The following is a 16,966-nucleotide window of genomic DNA, read 5'->3' as shown; positions in this document are numbered from 1 at the left end:
TTTACAGTAAAAATGATGATTTAAAATATGGTAATAAAATGTTAAAAAAATCTAAAATTCAGGAAAGTACGTATCTTTGAAAAGATTAAGTTTTATCTGGTTGAATACATTAATTTACACATGTGAATTAAAAAAAACCGGAAAACTTTGTCAATCCGAAAAACAAATGTTACTTTTGCGGAAATTATATTTTGGATAATTATGTTTGCAGTTGTAAAAATCGCAGGTCAGCAATTTAAAGTACAAAAAGACCAGGAAATATTTGTACAGCAGTTACAGGGAAATATCGGAGATAAAGTGGAGTTTTCTGAAGTACTGTTAACAGATAACGCTGGTAAGCTGACCGTAGGTACTGATGTAAAATCAGTAGTAAAAGCAGAGATCTTAGGACATGTTCAGGGTGATAAAGTTATCGCTTTCAAAATGAAGAGAAGAAAAGGCTTCAGAAAGAAAGTTGGTCACCGTACCCACTTCACTAAGATTAAAATCAATGAAATCGCTTAATTTGTACGTTAAGCGCAATTTATTTATTAGACAAAGTTTTTAAAGAAATTATACAATGGCACATAAAAAAGGTGAAGGTAGTGTAAAGAACGGCCGCGACTCCCAAAGCAAAAGGCTGGGCGTTAAAATTTTCGGTGGTCAACCTGCTATTTCTGGTAACATCATTGTACGCCAGAGAGGTACTGTTTACCATCCAGGTTCAAATGTAGGCATCGGTAAAGATTTTACCATTTTCGCAGTAGCTGACGGTGTAGTTGAATTCAGAAAAGGTCGCGAAAACAAAACCTACGTTTCTGTTAAAGCATTTGACACCACTGCTCAGGCGGAAGCCTAATCAGTGTTTGCCATAAAGTTTTTTTATACCCAATTATTTTTTACTAACCCAAATTCAAAAAACAATGGCAACAATTAAAAAAGCAGCTGCTAAAAAAGCTGCGCCTAAAAAAGCTGCTGCTAAGAAAGCTGCTCCTAAAAAGAAAGCTGCTGCTAAGAAAGCTGCTCCTAAAAAAGCTGCTGCTAAGAAAGCCGCTCCTAAAAAGAAAGCTGCTGCTAAGAAAGCTGCTCCTAAAAAGAAAGCTGCTGCTAAAAAAGCCGTTGCTCCTAAAAAGAAAGCTGCTGCTAAGAAAGCCGCTCCTAAAAAGAAAGCTGCTGCTAAAAAAGCTGCGCCTAAGAAGAAAGCTGCTGCTAAAAAAGCCGCTCCTGCTACCGCTCCAGCTCCAGCAAATCCAGCTAACTAAGATCGGATTTACAAAATGTAGTTATAAGGGTCCTGAAATATCAGGACCTTTTTCTTTGCCCCAGATGTAAAGCAGCAAAGGATTGTGTTATGCTGTGTTTCTCGCAAAGGCGCAAAGAAACAAAGGACTATGTTTTGTTGTAGGATGATGCTGTTTCCAGTAGCTCCCAAAGCAGCAAACTACTGCTTCACTTTAAATGCCTCATTCACCCCAGAGAAAAAGTACTGAATAGGACCTTTGCGGTCTTTAAAACAACAATCACTAATCCTCACGTTATTCCTCTGCGCCCTTTGCGAGACAAAATTTCGCCTCTACCCTTCCCCACAAATTCCTTTGCTGCCTTGCTGCTTATACCGCTTTGCGCGCAAAAAACTTCTGCGTGAAAAAATCCCTTAATTTTATCGCATGGACAACTACGCAATTGCCGATAACTTCGCCCTGCTCTCCAAACTAATGGATATCCACGGCGAAAATAGCTTCAAAGCAAAATCATTTGCCTCCGCTGCTTTTACCATAGAAAAACTGCCGGGCCAATTAAAAGATACCGCCCATAACGATATATTTAAAATCAAAGGTATCGGAGAATCTACCGGAAAAGCCATCATCGAAATGCTGGAAAACCAGCGCTTCGGCCTACTCGATCATTACCTGGAAATCACTCCTCCTGGTATCCTCGAAATCATGAAAATAAAAGGTCTGGGACCTAAAAAAATAGCTACCATCTGGAAAGAACTGGAAGTAGAATCCATGGGAGAACTCCTCTATGCCTGCAACGAAAATAGACTGCTGCTCCTGAAAGGATTCGGTCAGAAAACACAGGACAACGTTCGCCAGAATATTGAATTCTACCTCTCTAATAAACACCGTTTCCTCTATGCAGAAGTCGCCGCCACCGGCGTTCAACTGGAAAAACAACTCCAGGAACTCTTCGCTCCTGCTCCTGTAAGCATTACCGGCGCCTTCAGAAGAAATGCGATCATCATCGATGAAATCGAACTACTGGTAGCTGCTCCAGTACAAACCATTCAGGAACAACTTTCTCTCCTGCCAGGCTTTCACCTGGAAGCCGTAAATGATACCAATATCATCTGGTCTACGGAAGAGAAAATCAAAATCATTACCCATTCCTGCAATACGGCCGATTTCCCAGCACAGCTCTTCCTGACTACCGGATCTACTGCTTTTATCGACAAATTCAATGCTGCTGGCGGTCACCCAGCCATCACTGGTGCTACCAGCGAAGCGGAAATCTTCAGTAGAGCAGCCATGGATTATATCCCGCCATGCTTACGGGAAGGCATAAACGAAGTGGACCAAGCCCGCGCGCATCAACTGCCACATCTTATTCAATCGACCGATATCAAAGGTATTATTCACTCCCATAGTCAATGGAGCGATGGCCTTTATACACTCGAAGAAATGGCGCTGGCAGCCCAAAAACAAGGCTTTGAATACCTGGTGATCAGCGATCACTCCCGCTCTGCTTTCTATGCAAATGGGCTGGATGCCGCCCGTGTACTGGCGCAACAATCGCAAGTAGATGAACTGAACAAACAACTGGCGCCATTCCGCATCTTCAAAAGCATCGAATCGGATATTCTCAATGATGGTAACCTCGATTACCCAGATGAAATCCTTGCTACGTTCGATCTGGTGATTGCTTCCGTCCACTCTACCTTGAAGATGACAGAAGAGAAAGCCATGGCACGCCTCCTCAAAGCCATCGAGAATCCTTATACTACCATATTGGGACATATGACAGGGCGACTCCTACTGAGTCGTAATGGCTACCCAGTAGATCATAAAAAAATCATTGATGCCTGTGCTGCAAATAATGTGGTGATAGAACTCAATGCGCACCCTCGCCGCTTAGATATGGACTGGTCGTGGATTCATTATGCATTGGAAAAAAATGTACTCATCTCCATCGATCCAGATGCCCATAGTATTGAAGGTTACCAAGATGTATTTTATGGTACCCTCGCTGCGCAAAAAGGCGGCCTGACAAAGGCAAACAATCTAAGTAGCTATACTGTTGATCAGTTGGATGCCTTCCTCAAGGAAAGGAAAAAACAAAAAAATCTGATCTCATGATACTTTTGGCCCTGGCAGTAGCTCCCGGACTGGCAATCTCTATGCTGATTTATGCGCTCGACAAATACGAACGCGAGCCATTGGGCCTCTTGCTGAAATGTTTCTTCCTGGGCATGGCCAGTATTATACTTCCATTGATAGTACAATCCAGCGCCCTTATGTTTGGCTTCAGCGAAAGCGGAGATACACTTTTTAATACCGCTTTCTTTGCCTATGCCGTTGTTGCATTATCAGAAGAACTGGCGAAATTCCTGGTACTCTACCTTTACGCCTATCCGAAAAAAGCGTTCAATGAACCTTTCGACGGCATCGTATATGCGGTGATGATAGGCATGGGATTCGCTACCCTGGAAAATATCGCTTATGTGGCCAAATACGGGATGGGAACCGGCGTGGCGCGCATGTTCCTCTCTGTGCCTGCACATGGCGCTTTTGCGGTGCTAATGGGCTATTACGTGGGTCTGGCGAAATTCCTGCCTCATAAAAAGGAGGAACTGCTGAGGAAGGGTTTATTGGTAGCGGTGTTTTTTCATGGTACGTACGATTTCTTCCTCTTTACGGGCAATAATTTGTTCTTCTTTGGAGCCGCTTTGGTGACACTAGTTTTTGCCATCAGGAATTCCATCAGGGCGATTAAAAAAGATCGTGCATTATCTGAAAAACTGCATGATAATAACTACTTTAATGAAGAAGATAATCGCGGCCAAAGCTGACGGTATCCTTTCAATTAATATCTCAACGATAATCAAATAGTAATGAAAATAATCTATGTATATGATGCGCTCTGTGGTTGGTGCTATGGTTTCACACCAGTAATGCAGGAACTCCAAAAGCAGCATCCCGACTGGGAATTTGAAGTGCTTTCAGGTGGTATGATTTTGGGCGATAATAAACGTCCATGGTCTACCATGCAGGCATATATCCTACAGGCACATAAGAATGTAGAGGAAATGACAGGTGTGAAATTTGGAGACACGTTTCTCTACGAGCTGCTGCCATCTTCCCAAAAAATGGATTCTGAAAAACCAGCGATCGCGCTCACGGTATTCAAAAAGTACTTACCAGCAAAAGCGCTGGACTTCGCGCATGATATGCAAGTAGCCCTCAATTTCGAAGGACAGAACCTCATCGACGATGATACTTATCGTCCGTTGATTGCCCGCTATAACTTGCCTGTGGATGAATTCCTGCAACAAATGCAGGAAGAGCAAAACCGTTATGAAACACAACAAGAGTTTCAATTGGTACAAAACTGGGGCATCACTGGGTTTCCAGCAGCTATCTTGGATACAGGAGAACAGCTATACCTATGCGCCCGAGGCTTTGCGCCACTGGCCACCGTTCAACAAACGATTGATAATATTCTCGCAGAAAGTCAAAAATAAACCGTCAGCATGTATCAAATCAAATTAGCTACCATCGCAGATATCCCCGTTATACAAGCGTTGGCTGTCAAAATATGGACCCCTACTTACCAGTCTATACTTAGTCCGGAACAGATGACATTTATGATGGACATGATGTATAGCACTCCATCGCTGGAACAACAAATGACAGAGAAAGAACATCAGTTTATTATTATGGCAGATGGAGAGGCCCCCATTGCCTATGCCGCCTATAGTAAAACGGATGATCCGAGCATTTATAAACTGCATAAAATATACTTGGATCCTACCTATCAGGGTAAGGGTGCGGGCAAATTCTTACTGAATACTGTTGCAGATCAAGTGGCTGCCAAAGGAGCTACCATACTGGAATTGGATGTGAATCGCTTCAATAAAGCGAAGCAGTTCTACGAAAAAATGGGCTTTTCAGTCATAAAAGAGAAAAATACAGATATTGGCAACGGTTATCTGATGGAAGATTATGTGATGCAAAAGCCTTTAAAATAAAGGCTTTCAACAGGATTGTAGTAAGAGTTGTAGAAAAAAATAAAGCCCGGTAAGGATATACCAGGCTTATTCCCAAGTTAACCATTAAAAGACACAACTCTTTATACAGATTTTAAAGAATTGAATAATTTTTCCAAAGTCCCGCAAACGGGCTCGCATTACAAGTGCAGTTTATTTTAAAATATCTTTGGGCTTCAGCTAGTGCAAATTGAACGTTGTGTAACTGATCAAATCCACAACGCTCAATTTGCGGCCCTTCTACACAGAAGTGGGTTGTAAAACAAACGCATTACATTACTGAATCTGTACTGTGGTGGCAGAGAATCCATGTCGTAAATTCCCTGCCATTGAACCAATACACTGAGGTGTTGATGCATGTTGTGTACAAGAAGTAAACATGCCCCCAGGAAAAAATGAGCAACGCTCATCCGAATTATCTGACAATCTTTTACAAAGAACTGGTTAATATATCTAGGATACGGTAAATAACTTCTTTAATGCCTTCTCAATCATATACGCCCCTATATTCCCTTTGGATTTTCAATTAACCAAAAAATACATATTTTTTTCTAAATCATTTCTATTTGATTGATTAATAATCATTTAAATAATATTTACTTATATTCAACAATTATTCAAATGTTAATCGTATCAAAATGATAGCAAAAAAAATTCCCGCATAGAAGAAACTATGCGGGAACGTAGGTGCTTGAGTGCGTATATCGGTTAAATAATCAAGCCGTTGTTATTTGGATGTCAATACAGCACCGTTTTCGTCTGTATCATCATCGTGGATAGTTGCTACAGCTTTATTCAGTTTCAGGTCTGGAGCCACTTTCAGCATACCTGCATTGTTAGCTGCTGTAACGTCTTTCAGTTTCAGTACTATCAGTGCATCTGGTTCTTTGATACGATCGTTTACCAAAGCCACTTGGATATCGGTTTCGCTGAAAGCACAGTCGCCAGTGATTTTCACCATATCACCATTCATGATGATATACTTCTTACCGTAAGCTGCTGTAGAAGAGCTGTCCACACCAAAGTAAATATTGATATCGCTACCTGTACAGTTAGTTTGTACAGATTGATCAGCCGCTTTTACGAGGATACATTTGAACATGCTCACAGGTGCAGTAGCAGATTCGTTGGCATCTGTCAATTTCACCAATGTGATATATGCTGCTTGATCCTGGATATATTGTGTAGCAGAGATGCTGGTTACATCGCCATTATAGCCTACTACCGCTTCGTTTTCTGCTTTGATTTCGCTCAATACCAGTACAACTGTTTCTGCCAGTTCAAAACGATTATCGTCTTTTACTTTTACATTCAGGTTAGCTGTGCTAGCGCCAGTCTCAATTACAAAAGGAGCTTTGATACTGTTTACGAAATCGGAGCCTGGAACGGCTGTTCCGTTACCAAACTTGTACGTGAGGCGTACTGGTTTAGAAGTGGCATTAATCAACGGAGTTCCGTCTCTCTTAAATAAACCAGCGGAGAATACAACATCAGTTGCAGGTTCAGCACCATTGCTACCACCTATAAATTTCACAATCGCTGGTTGATCCAGGATAGTTACTTCCCCTTTGTTTTTAGTCAGATGAAGATCCGATGCATCCATGATTTCTACGTGGAAAGTTTCTTTTCCTTCCAGCAGGTTATCACTTTTTACAGGAATCTGAATGGTTTTGGAGATCTGTGCGCCTGCTGCAAACTCAGAAGGCACGAAAGAAATAGTTCCTTCAGTGGCATCGAAGTCGCCCACACCAGCGCCATCTTTATGTGCTACGGTTTTGTAATGCACGTTAACGGGCATACGAACACCGTTGCTACGCAGGAAGCCGGACAGAGAAATAGTCAGGGATGCGTTGGAGAGGCCATTCAGAGGCTCTGTTACCACGATATCGTTGATAGATACACCGTGGCTCACTTTGATGATACGGTTACCATCTTCTTCACCACCACCAGCAGCAATGATTTCGCCAGAAGGGCTCATCAGGAGGGCAGCCAGAGAAGTTTTTGCATCGTACTTACCCAGTTGTTTATCGAACATCTGTTCGCCATCTGGATTGAATTTCATCAGGCGGTAGCCTTCTTTAGTAACCACCATGATTTCATCATCTTCTGTCAGTAACAGATGAGAGAAAGAAGTACCTGCATTTTTATTAACTACTACAGTACCATCAGGCAGCAGTTTAACGATTTTACCAGTGTTGGTAGTGGAGTTCCCACCAGCGGCTACCACTTTACCGTTTTTACCTACTTCCAGGGCATACAGGGCTGCATCGGTTTCTTTATTGAACAGCTCAGTACCATCTGGACGGAGCTTCACGATACGGCCTTTTTCTTTTTCTTCTGCGCAAGCAAAGATCTGTCCCAGATCGTTTACGCGGATAGCGTTGAATTTACCATCTACGGTGCTGTATTCTTTATCGAATACCACCTGGCCTTCCGTGTTCACTTTAGCAATACGGCTGGCGTTGCCGGTGCCATAAGCGCCGCCACCCATTGCGAGTACCGCGCCATCTTCCAACAACAGCATTTTTTCAAATACGGCTCCTGGTTTACCGAAAGAGAGTTCAAATATTTTCTCTCCCTTTCCGTCTACCTTCACCATAAACGCTTTACCTTGGCCATCTCCAACGTCGCCACCAACGGCAATGATGTTCTCATCTTCGTCGATCAGTACGTTGTTGAATACGTTGTGTGCACCGAAAGCTTTATCGAATTCGATTCTGCCGTCAGGCGCCATTTTGGTGATACGGGCTTGTGCGGGTTTGCTACCGTCAACACCCACGGTGATATAGTTACCATGACGGTCTGTAATCACTTTGGTGAAAAAACCACCTTGGCCATTGCCGATGCTTTTATCAAAGATAACTTCACCAGTGGAAGCTAACTTAGTGATACGAGCATTACCATAGGCAATCGTTCCTCCACCCACGGCTACCAGCTCATTTTTCGGCAGCATCAGCATGTCCTGGTATGCCACCAGGCCACCTTTATTCAGCTTGGCATTGTAAATAAGGTTTCCGGCAGATGATAATTTGGTAATACATCCATTATCAGTTCCTCCACCGATAGCAACAATAGAGTTATTGTCGGCAATAGCCAGTTTCTTATACTGGTTCTTTGCACCGCTGAAACTCTTGTTGAACACTACTGGCATCTCCTGAGCCATGGCTTGTGTACCTACGGCCAGGAAAAGCATTAATGAAGCAATCTTGTTCATTTCTGTAAGTTTGATATACGCTAAAAAATTATTACTACAATATTTTTATCTCACATCTCCGGTTCACACCCTGGTCCCGAATGAATTCTATCCGGTCACTATCCAGTGATTGCTGATCAGCCACCCATACCGGTTTGCTGGAACCAAAATAGCTGATACGGATCTTATCCGCCTCTACTCCTTTGCTTTTCAGGCATTCCTGGATATATACCGCCCTGTTTTTAGACAAGGCCAAGTTGTATTTTTCTGTGCCAATGATATCTGTATGCCCACTGATCAGAATTGTATGTTTAGGGTATTTTTTCCAACGACGGAAGATGGTATCCAGTTTCCCCCATTCCTGATCCAGTGGTATACTGGAGTTCAGATCGAAATAAATAACCCCAGGCATGCGCAACAGCATGTTGGCGGCACGGGTGATGCTGTCCATACGCGCATCCAGGGCGTGATTGTCCTGTTGCCATGTGGAGGCATTATCGTTTCCTGCTACCGTTTTTTTTTCCTGTACAGTATTGCCGCCTGCTTTCGTAGCGGCGTTGGCGTTAGGATTCCAGGCAATAGTTTCCCCTTGACTGTTCTTCGCTTGTTCAGGTTGTACAGTTGCGGAGGTACGGGCCTTTTGCTGCAACTGGGCTGCAGCAGCGGCTTGCGGACTTCCAGCCTGATATTCCCAGGAAATCATTTCAGGAGAACTGTTGGCGGCTGAATTGACATAGTCTGTTGTTACACGCTGGTCTTTTACTTCCTCGCGTGGCTGTTCCTTTTGAACAGGTGTACTAATTGTTGATTGAGCTGAATCTTTTGAGATGAGATTGTCGTAACGCGCGTCGCCGGTATAGGTGTGTTGACGGCGTTCATCCGTCTGGATCACGGTAAGGGACTGTTTTACATCTTCCGCAGGTGCATCGGGATTAGATATACCTACTTTTTTCAAAGGATTATTTTGCAGGCTCAATACATAGATATGGTCATTATCGTGTACTCCTGAACGATCAGAAGTAAAATACAGTAACCATTTATTTTCATCCAGCACAGGGTTCAGGTCATCGAATTGGGTATTTACCGGGAAAGGTAAATGTTCAGCGCCTTCTTCTGGCTTCTTGGTATTGATCACATAAATATCGAGGCCACCGTATCCTTCTAAACCATTGGAAGAGAAGAATAATTTCTCTCCAGCGATGTAAGGATAGAGTTCATTCCCATTGGTATTGACCTTGGGGCCCATATTCACCGGTGCTTTCCACCGTTTTTCTGTGGCATCCCAGTCGGTATAGTAGATATCTGTTCCACCAAAACCTCCTGGCATATCGGATGCAAAGTACAAACGTTTCCCGTCAGGAGCAACTGAAGGATGCAAAATTGAGTAAGAAGCGCTGTTTTTTCCGATTTCTACTCTTACTGGGCGAGTCCAGGTATTATGCTCTGGCTGGAAGGTAGACGCCAGCAATTGGGTATTGTTACTGTAATTGATGTAGGAGTTTTTTTCATTCCTTACATCGGAAAACTGGTTAGAAGTAAAAATCACTTTCTGACCACCGTCGTAAAATGAGGCGGGGCCCAGTTGCAGAATACCTTTCAGACTGTTGTTGAACGGCTGTACCCCAGTTTCAGAGATCAGGTACATTTTGGAGTTCGTGTACAGCGACTGTGCATCCTTTTTCTTAATATCATTGGATAGGAATACTACATTGTCCTTGTACAAGGCCAGTCCGTATTGGTATCCCGCCAGGTTGAGCTGCAAGCTGTCTATTTTCATAGTGGCAGCGGATTCCCTGTTGTAGAAAGAATAGTAATTATTGAGTGAACGCTGAATATTCTGAAAGCGGGTGTTGTCTGCATAGGTTTTAGAGAAGTTATCCGCAATCTGCTTGGCTTTCTCTACTCTTCCAGTTCGTTTGAGGAGGTCTGTATAATTGGTGACATCCGTTTCCTGGATATCTTTTTCAGGCTTATACAGCACTTCGTCATAGAGACTGATCGTCTTTTCGAACTGCCTGGTCTCGTAATACACCCTTGCCAGTTGTAATTTAGCCTTTCGGGTTGCCTCTGGGCTGCTGCCATTGTTAATAACGCTGTTGCATAGGGAGATAGCATGCTCATAATCCTGCCGCTTAAACAGCCGTTCGGCGCGGTTTACTTTGGACATATCGCCAAAGCTGCCGGAATTTTTCACGACGGAACATGATGCGAGAATCAATACAGCACCCTGTATTAATATAAGGGATGAAATGGGCTTCGTTGGCATACATTCATGTTTTTTCGATTAGAAATAGCGAGGCGCTACCACTTTCCACTTGCTCCACGCAAACCGGTAGTTCACCATTAACTCATGTGATACCGTCTGCGCACCCTTAAGATTGGATTGCATAGGGGTATCATAGGAATATCCGATCTGTAAATTTTTCGTGGCCTGTACTTGTACCAATCCAGTAAGCGTTTGCTCTGATCTCCAGGAAGCTCCCAGCCAGATCAGGTTTTTCAGCAGTACGTTGGCATTGATATCATACTGGATACCAGAACCCTTTACAGCACGTATCAAAAGGTTAGGTTTAAGTTTCACATCATTACTGATGGTAAAAAGATAAGCAGTCTGCAAATAATAATGCGGTTTGGACTCCACCTTATTCAACTTACTCCCCAAATCAAAACTCTGAAAAGTAGGGGATGATAAGCCAATAAAAAAGTTATCCGTAAACAACATTAATCCAAATCCAATATCCGATTTCCAATAGCTCTGGTTTTCCGCAAACACGGGATCATACGTGCCCAGAGAGGCATTATCTTCTCTGAACTGTGACATCCCTCCTTTCAAACCCAGCGCTATATACGTTTTTTCGTTGAGCTTCACACGTTGAGATATGTTGAAATTTACCTGGGTCTGGGAATTGACGGTAATTTTCTCATTCATCAACGATACGCCCAAACTAGTATTACTCGCTTTTATGGGCGTATAAAAGGAAGCCGATAAGGTTTTCGGAGCACCATCTACCCCTACCCACTGGTTACGTCCTACGGCGGTCAAACTGGACGACTCATCCATGGAAGGATAGGCCGGGTTTATCACCATACCGTTAAACATATACTGAGAGTAAATCGGTTGCTGCTGGGCGCTGGCGTAAGAACCAAAGCATAACACCATGCCCAGCAGATATAATGATTTTACCAAAAAGTTTCGCATAGATTTCAACTTTTCTGATTAGCGTTTGATTACGATAAAGCCTGTTACCTGTTGTGTCTTCCCTTCCGTGCGAATCGTCACAGTATAGAAGTAAGAACCATCTGGCACATCCGCTCCTGACCCCATTCCTACGTTCGATTTACCCTTAAAGTTCCTAGACGTATTATCGTAATGCTGTAATTTAAATACGGTACCACCCCAACGGTTGAAGATCACCACTTCATTATCCGGATACTTCTCGATGTTTTCAATGTACATCACATCGTTACCCTTACCATCACCATTTGGCGAGATAGCAGGATGTATCCTGATAAGACCATTGTTAGCGTCTATGTAGCGTTTATCTCTTGTCCATCTTTCCACGGAATCCGGTACACCGTCGCCATCAGAATCCAGGTCCAGGAAGTTAGGAATACCATCACCGTCGGTATCATCATCGAATGGATCACCGTTCTGGTTGATATCTTCTTCTTCGTTGGTCAGGCCATCACCATCGGCATCGCAAGGTCGGCACATCGGATCATCATTGAGGATGACGCCCAGCGCTTTGATTGGATCTACCAGTTTTGGCAGATTGGTATTGGATGGAACAGTGGCAGACAACATCTTCACAAAGAAGGACTCATTCTGTTCAAAAGTGGTATCACCAATAATTTTCACCGCAAGTTCACCTTCAGATGAGAATGGAGGGATAGTGATTTGTTTCACATCCATGATGAAGTCCTCACCTGGAGTGGCTCTGAAGTCGAAGAACGGATAGCTTACGCCTTCAGTAGCTTCTTCGTTATCGAAGGTAATTGTTACTGGACGGGAGCTCTTATTGCTCAGTTTGATGGCAAAGCGCAGCAGATTAGTGTCTCCAAGGTTTCCTTCTTTCACACTAAATTTCGTGTTGGCGAAGGAAATATTCAGTGGATCATTATCTGTCACAATTACATGATTGTTAATCTGGCTACCCAGGTAATACAGCGGTGTGCTGTTGGTACCGGCATAAGGCAGCAGGGTTGTATTCAGGAAGCCATCGTCGTCGTTGATGGCATCATCTGAAGTGGAGATGGTAAAGCTGTGTTCAGACTGCATCGCAGGCAAGGTAATGGTCAGTATTTTACCATTAATTTGTCCTTCGCTGGCGGTGTAAGTACGTACTGCATCCTGATCGACCTGGATGGTGATAGGTACTGGAATAGCTGCTTTGCTTGGTGATTTAATCGTGTATTGGATAGGCTGACCTTCTGCCACAGTGGTCACATTAGTATAGAGTTCTACTACCAGGGTGTCATTGTCGCTGATGATCAGGTCAGGTACTGCTTGCGCGGAGAACGGCCAGGTCACATTTACCAGGTTGCTGGTAACGTTCTTCAGTTGCAAGGATACGGTACCATCTCCATCTACAATATTATTATCGATCGGATCTACGTTAATCAGTACTTCGTTCTTACCAGCAGGAATAAGCGCCTGACCACTCAGTTTCTTGTACCTCACATCCGGAGTAGCAGTACCACCAACAGTATAGTTAACGGTTACATCTTTTGCGGCTGTCAGGGTAGGTTCTGTAAAGCGTACTTTCAGTTGGCCCTGGGTGGCTGGTTCTGCAGCATCTTTGATCTTCTCTACCAGTATTTCTCTGGCTGTCGCTTTAGGACCAGTGGTGGCACTTTCATCATCATGCACTGGCAGTTTAACTGTATCCAGTTTATTGACAGCAAATGGTATGGTGTTCGCGCCTCTTACCATAGATGCTATTTGCAATACGGCAGGTAGGAATTCATCTCCATCTATGATATTGTTATCAATCACTGGCACTTGAATATCCGCACTATTACTACCCACTGGGATGGTAACGGTATTGGCTACACTACCAATATTGGTAGCACCAGGAACGGTTCCTATAAACAAGGTTACCTGTACAGGTGCAATGGCAGTATAATCCAGCGGCAATTTCACTGTATACGAACCTGTGGTGGATGGCTCGGAGGCATCCGTACCTTTCAGCAGTTGTACTGCTGGTGCTATAATTTCCGTAATGGTCAGTGCATGTGGTTGTTGCAATGTATACGTAAAGTAACTGTTGACAAAGTTGCCTTGCAGTTGCAGGATTTCATCTCCTTCAATCAGTTTGTCGGCTACAGCGGTTAGTGTATACGTAATCTGATGTTCTCCAGCAGGCAGCACCAAGTTATCTGGTAAGCCACTGTAATCATTCACATCTGCTGTGGAAGTAGCATCTGGCGCTACGTGCAACACCGCGTCTTCTCCTGCCACAATATTATTTGTTTCAAAGCTGAGCAATACTTTGGTACTATGACCTTCTTGCAGTGAAGTAGAGTCTATGCTCAGTTTCATTTTCAAGTTATTCGGATCTGCACTGGTAGCATCAATGATAGTCACATCGATGGAATCACCTCTCATACCGGTGAAATTCGTTGGTGTAGCTACAATTCTGTACAGTTCAGGTCTTTCGATGATATTATCATTCAAAGCGGTAAAGGCAAAAGAGAAATCTGTTGCGCCAGCAGGAATGACAATGGTGGTTGGCAATCCATTTACATCGGATGCGTCGGCAGTGGAATTTGGAGACATATCCAATCTTACTTCCAATGGTTTGCTTGCGGTAACACCTGGTGCAAAAGACACTTTCACCTGATAGCTATTTCCTTCAACCACTGTATTACCAGGAGTAACCGGCGACAGATAGATTTTTCCGGTAGCCGGATCATCATGGGTTCTGTCCAGAATAGTAACGAGGGTTCTATCTACCGGTAATTGCGGATCATTGCAGATACCAGTAATACTTACTGTTTCATCATCTTCGAGGATCAGGTCTTTTAAGCCAAACAATTGCGTAGTGGCTACACCGGCATTATCCCCTGATTTAATGGTGATGGATGCTGGTAATAAAGAATGGTCTGAATCATCTGCGGTACTATTGGCAGCATCTTTGGACAAGGCAACCGTAAAGTCTTTACCAGCTCTCCAGTTGTTTTCAAAGGCCGCTTGCAGCACAGCTCCTGTTCCTCCTTCGTCAATCCTATCTGGTATAGCACTCAGATGAATCCGGGCAGGATACTGGGCATCCTTAATGGTAAAATTAATAGGTGTATTCGTATAGGTGGAAATGCCATCGTTGCCAGACAATCCTATTTGCAGGGTCTCATCTCCTTCTACCAGATCATCTGCAACAATATGCAGCGCAATGGTAGTGTCTTTGTTGAAGATGAAGGATGCTGGAATCGTATAGTCGGCAGCGGTAGACGTACCACTCAGTATATTCGTTACCGTGATAGGTACTTCGGTGGTAATACCTGTAGGTAGACTAATCTGTAAAGTCACATCATCACCTTCCTGCAGTATACCTGTTTTGCTTGGTGTGATATTCAGTACCGTATTGTTTGGATTTAACCTGGTTTGGTCCTGGATAGTAATCGGCAGATCACCAATTACATAAGGGCCGGATGTACCTGTGATAATAAAGGTTTCATCGTTTTCCAGGATATTATCTGTTACAGCGGTAATCTGATTCGTATAGGTTTTACTATGCTGACCAGCAGGCAGTGTGATAGTGGTAGTCGCAAAAGTCATATCACTAGCGGAAGCAGTGGAAGCCGTCCCACGATTCAGGGTTACCACAATCGGAGTTTTAGACATTAGGTTGGTACCCAAGGAAACGGTAATATCTGCGCTTTCTCCTTCTTTCAATACTGATTTACTGCTGGTAATATTCAGGATGTTAGTACCTGGACGTTTGATGGTACTATCTTCTACGGTAATCGTTACTGGCGTTACCAAGATATTCGCATCAGCGGTAGATCCTTCCACCACGATGGTACCGCCATCTCCCAACATATCATTGCTATATGCTGTTACATTCACCGCAGTGGCCGCATTGCTGAATTTAGGAATGATAAACTGGGTAGGCAGCGCGGTATGCTCTGCATTGTCCAGGGTAGACGATGCACCTTTGACAATATTCACAGGGATATCATAACCCGCTCTCCAATTATTTGGCAGTTTAACACTCACCGCAGAACTGAAACCTTCGAGGATATGATCTGGCGACGCAGTAATTTCCAGTGTTACAGGATATTGCGCATCGATAATATCAGCGGTGATAGCATCTGTCGTATATACTTCACCGGTAGCATCTGTTGTGGTGCCGGTGATGGTGAAGTTTTCGGTTCCTTCTACCAGATCATCTGTCAATACATTCACGGGAATGACTACACTATTTCCAGTACTGAAGCTAGCAGTAGACTGAACTGTATAGTCCTGTCCGGCGCCTTCAGTGGCAGTTCCGCTAGTAGTGAAGGAAATATTGATAGGAATTTCTGTTGTGATATTTGTAGGGAGACTCAAGGTATACTGTTGCACATCGCCCTCATGCAGTTGCAATCTAGTGGCAGGTGTTACTATCAACTTTCTGTTGTTTGCATCTCTGCGTGTAGCATCATTGATGGTCAGTGAGAAATCAGCACTGGTATAAGCTGCGCCTGCATCTGGCCTGATCGTCAACAGTTCGTCTTTCTCGATAATATTATCTGTGTTTGCCAGGATTACATCATCAACAGTGGTTTCACTATTATTGGTAGCGTGCAGGGTAACTACTGTATTTATCAGCGTGTAATCACTAGCACTAGCGTCCCCAGCAACACCAGAGAGATTGATATTAATGTCTTTGGCAGACGTAAAGCCCGCAGGCAGCGCGATACTTAATTTGGACTTAGCACCTTCCAGCAGTGGGTTCGTAACAGCAGCAACGGTGAGCGTGTTACTACCAGGATAAGTAGTTCTGGTGTCATCCTGGATAGTCAGTTGCACAGGAGCCGCAGTAGTGATCAGCGGATCTGTACAAGTAGCTGCGATGTAGAGCGCTGCATCGTCATCCAGTACTTTATTGGTAGTGGCGGTGATATAGATTTTATCGGAGGCTGATTTATTCGCAGGGATGGTAATGGTAGCGGGAAGATTGTATCTCCCTACAGCCGCAGTCGTACCTGTTCCAGCAGTCAGCGTAAAGTTCACAGGATTTCCTGCAATAAGATTATCTGGCAGTTCTACCCAGAAAGCAGCACCGGTGGCATCGCCTTCTTTTGCAAAGGTCTGATCCAGGTGCAAGATCACTGGATGTGCCGGTGGATAATCCGCATCAATGATAGTAATAGTAGTTGGCGTAACGTTAAAGCTCGTAGACAATGCATCTACAGCGGTAGCGTCGATCACCAGTGTTTCCGGACCTTCCATCAGGCCATCCAATTTAAGCACCAGGTCCGCATCGATAGAGTGACCAGTGAAAGATGGAGTAGGTAAAGTCAGGCTATAATCATTCAAATCA

11 protein-coding genes are annotated in these 16,966 nt (G+C 43.7%); 7 read left to right on the top strand and 4 right to left on the bottom strand.

What is annotated here, in order from left to right; genetic code table 11:
- Positions 1-201: 201 nt before the first annotated feature.
- From rplU to JO154_RS11215, 7 genes are all read left to right on the top strand, one after another.
- Positions 202-504: a 50S ribosomal protein L21 gene (gene rplU, locus JO154_RS11245; protein WP_291945311.1), complete on the top strand. Its 303-nt coding sequence runs from the start codon at positions 202-204 to the stop codon at positions 502-504.
- 55 nt (positions 505-559) lie between these two features.
- Complete coding sequence (gene rpmA, locus JO154_RS11240) at positions 560-838, top strand: 50S ribosomal protein L27 (protein WP_073076832.1); 279 nt, start codon at positions 560-562, stop codon at positions 836-838.
- 64 nt (positions 839-902) lie between these two features.
- Entirely contained in the window at positions 903-1,241 is a 339-nt protein-coding gene (locus tag JO154_RS11235; protein ID WP_291945307.1) for a hypothetical protein, read from the top strand.
- 405 nt (positions 1,242-1,646) lie between these two features.
- Positions 1,647-3,335: a DNA polymerase/3'-5' exonuclease PolX gene (locus tag JO154_RS11230; RefSeq protein WP_291945303.1), complete on the top strand. Its 1,689-nt coding sequence runs from the start codon at positions 1,647-1,649 to the stop codon at positions 3,333-3,335.
- Entirely contained in the window at positions 3,332-4,048 is a 717-nt protein-coding gene (locus tag JO154_RS11225) for a PrsW family glutamic-type intramembrane protease (protein ID WP_291945300.1), read from the top strand. Before JO154_RS11230 ends, JO154_RS11225 begins: the two co-directional genes overlap by 4 nt.
- A gap of 42 nt (positions 4,049-4,090) precedes the next feature.
- On the top strand, positions 4,091-4,720 hold the full coding sequence (locus tag JO154_RS11220) for a DsbA family protein (RefSeq protein ID WP_291945297.1): 630 nt from the start codon (positions 4,091-4,093) through the stop codon (positions 4,718-4,720).
- A 9-nt stretch (positions 4,721-4,729) separates the two neighbouring features.
- The gene (locus JO154_RS11215; protein ID WP_291945295.1) at positions 4,730-5,227 is read left to right on the top strand and encodes a GNAT family N-acetyltransferase; all 498 of its coding nucleotides are present in this window, start codon (positions 4,730-4,732) and stop codon (positions 5,225-5,227) included.
- A 745-nt stretch (positions 5,228-5,972) separates the two neighbouring features.
- Here the strand turns inward: JO154_RS11215 and JO154_RS11210 are convergent.
- The 4 genes from JO154_RS11210 to JO154_RS11195 all read right to left on the bottom strand — a co-directional run.
- Positions 5,973-8,459 carry a Calx-beta domain-containing protein gene (locus JO154_RS11210; protein ID WP_291945292.1) on the bottom strand — a complete coding sequence of 829 codons (2,487 nt, stop codon included), beginning with the start codon at positions 8,457-8,459 and terminating at the stop codon, positions 5,973-5,975.
- Positions 8,460-8,493: 34 nt separating this feature from the next.
- Positions 8,494-10,704, bottom strand: a complete 2,211-nt coding sequence (locus tag JO154_RS11205; RefSeq protein ID WP_291945290.1) for an OmpA family protein — start codon at positions 10,702-10,704, stop codon at positions 8,494-8,496.
- Positions 10,705-10,722: 18 nt separating this feature from the next.
- A complete protein-coding gene (locus JO154_RS11200) occupies positions 10,723-11,637 on the bottom strand; it encodes a type IX secretion system membrane protein PorP/SprF (protein ID WP_291945287.1) in 915 nt (304 codons plus the stop codon).
- 18 nt (positions 11,638-11,655) lie between these two features.
- The coding region (locus tag JO154_RS11195) for a Calx-beta domain-containing protein (RefSeq protein ID WP_291945284.1) at positions 11,656-16,966 on the bottom strand (5,311 nt) is incomplete at its 5' end.

The organism is Chitinophaga sp. (assembly GCF_019236475.1).
In the GTDB taxonomy this organism is placed as follows: domain Bacteria; phylum Bacteroidota; class Bacteroidia; order Chitinophagales; family Chitinophagaceae; genus Chitinophaga.
The sequence above is the reverse complement of the archived record's forward strand: the minus strand, read 5'-3'. Positions and strand labels throughout refer to the sequence as shown.

Bases quoted from the DNA above. Each gene is read 5' to 3' on its own strand.
- rplU (WP_291945311.1), top strand. From the start codon at position 202: ATGTTTGCAGTTGTAAAAATCGCAGGTCAGCAATTTAAAGTACAAAAA.
- rpmA (WP_073076832.1), top strand. From the start codon at position 560: ATGGCACATAAAAAAGGTGAAGGTAGTGTAAAGAACGGCCGCGACTCC.
- JO154_RS11235 (WP_291945307.1), top strand. From the start codon at position 903: ATGGCAACAATTAAAAAAGCAGCTGCTAAAAAAGCTGCGCCTAAAAAA.
- JO154_RS11230 (WP_291945303.1), top strand. From the start codon at position 1,647: ATGGACAACTACGCAATTGCCGATAACTTCGCCCTGCTCTCCAAACTA.
- JO154_RS11225 (WP_291945300.1), top strand. From the start codon at position 3,332: ATGATACTTTTGGCCCTGGCAGTAGCTCCCGGACTGGCAATCTCTATG.
- JO154_RS11220 (WP_291945297.1), top strand. From the start codon at position 4,091: ATGAAAATAATCTATGTATATGATGCGCTCTGTGGTTGGTGCTATGGT.
- JO154_RS11215 (WP_291945295.1), top strand. From the start codon at position 4,730: ATGTATCAAATCAAATTAGCTACCATCGCAGATATCCCCGTTATACAA.
- JO154_RS11210 (WP_291945292.1), bottom strand. From the start codon at position 8,459: ATGAACAAGATTGCTTCATTAATGCTTTTCCTGGCCGTAGGTACACAA.
- JO154_RS11205 (WP_291945290.1), bottom strand. From the start codon at position 10,704: ATGCCAACGAAGCCCATTTCATCCCTTATATTAATACAGGGTGCTGTA.
- JO154_RS11200 (WP_291945287.1), bottom strand. From the start codon at position 11,637: ATGCGAAACTTTTTGGTAAAATCATTATATCTGCTGGGCATGGTGTTA.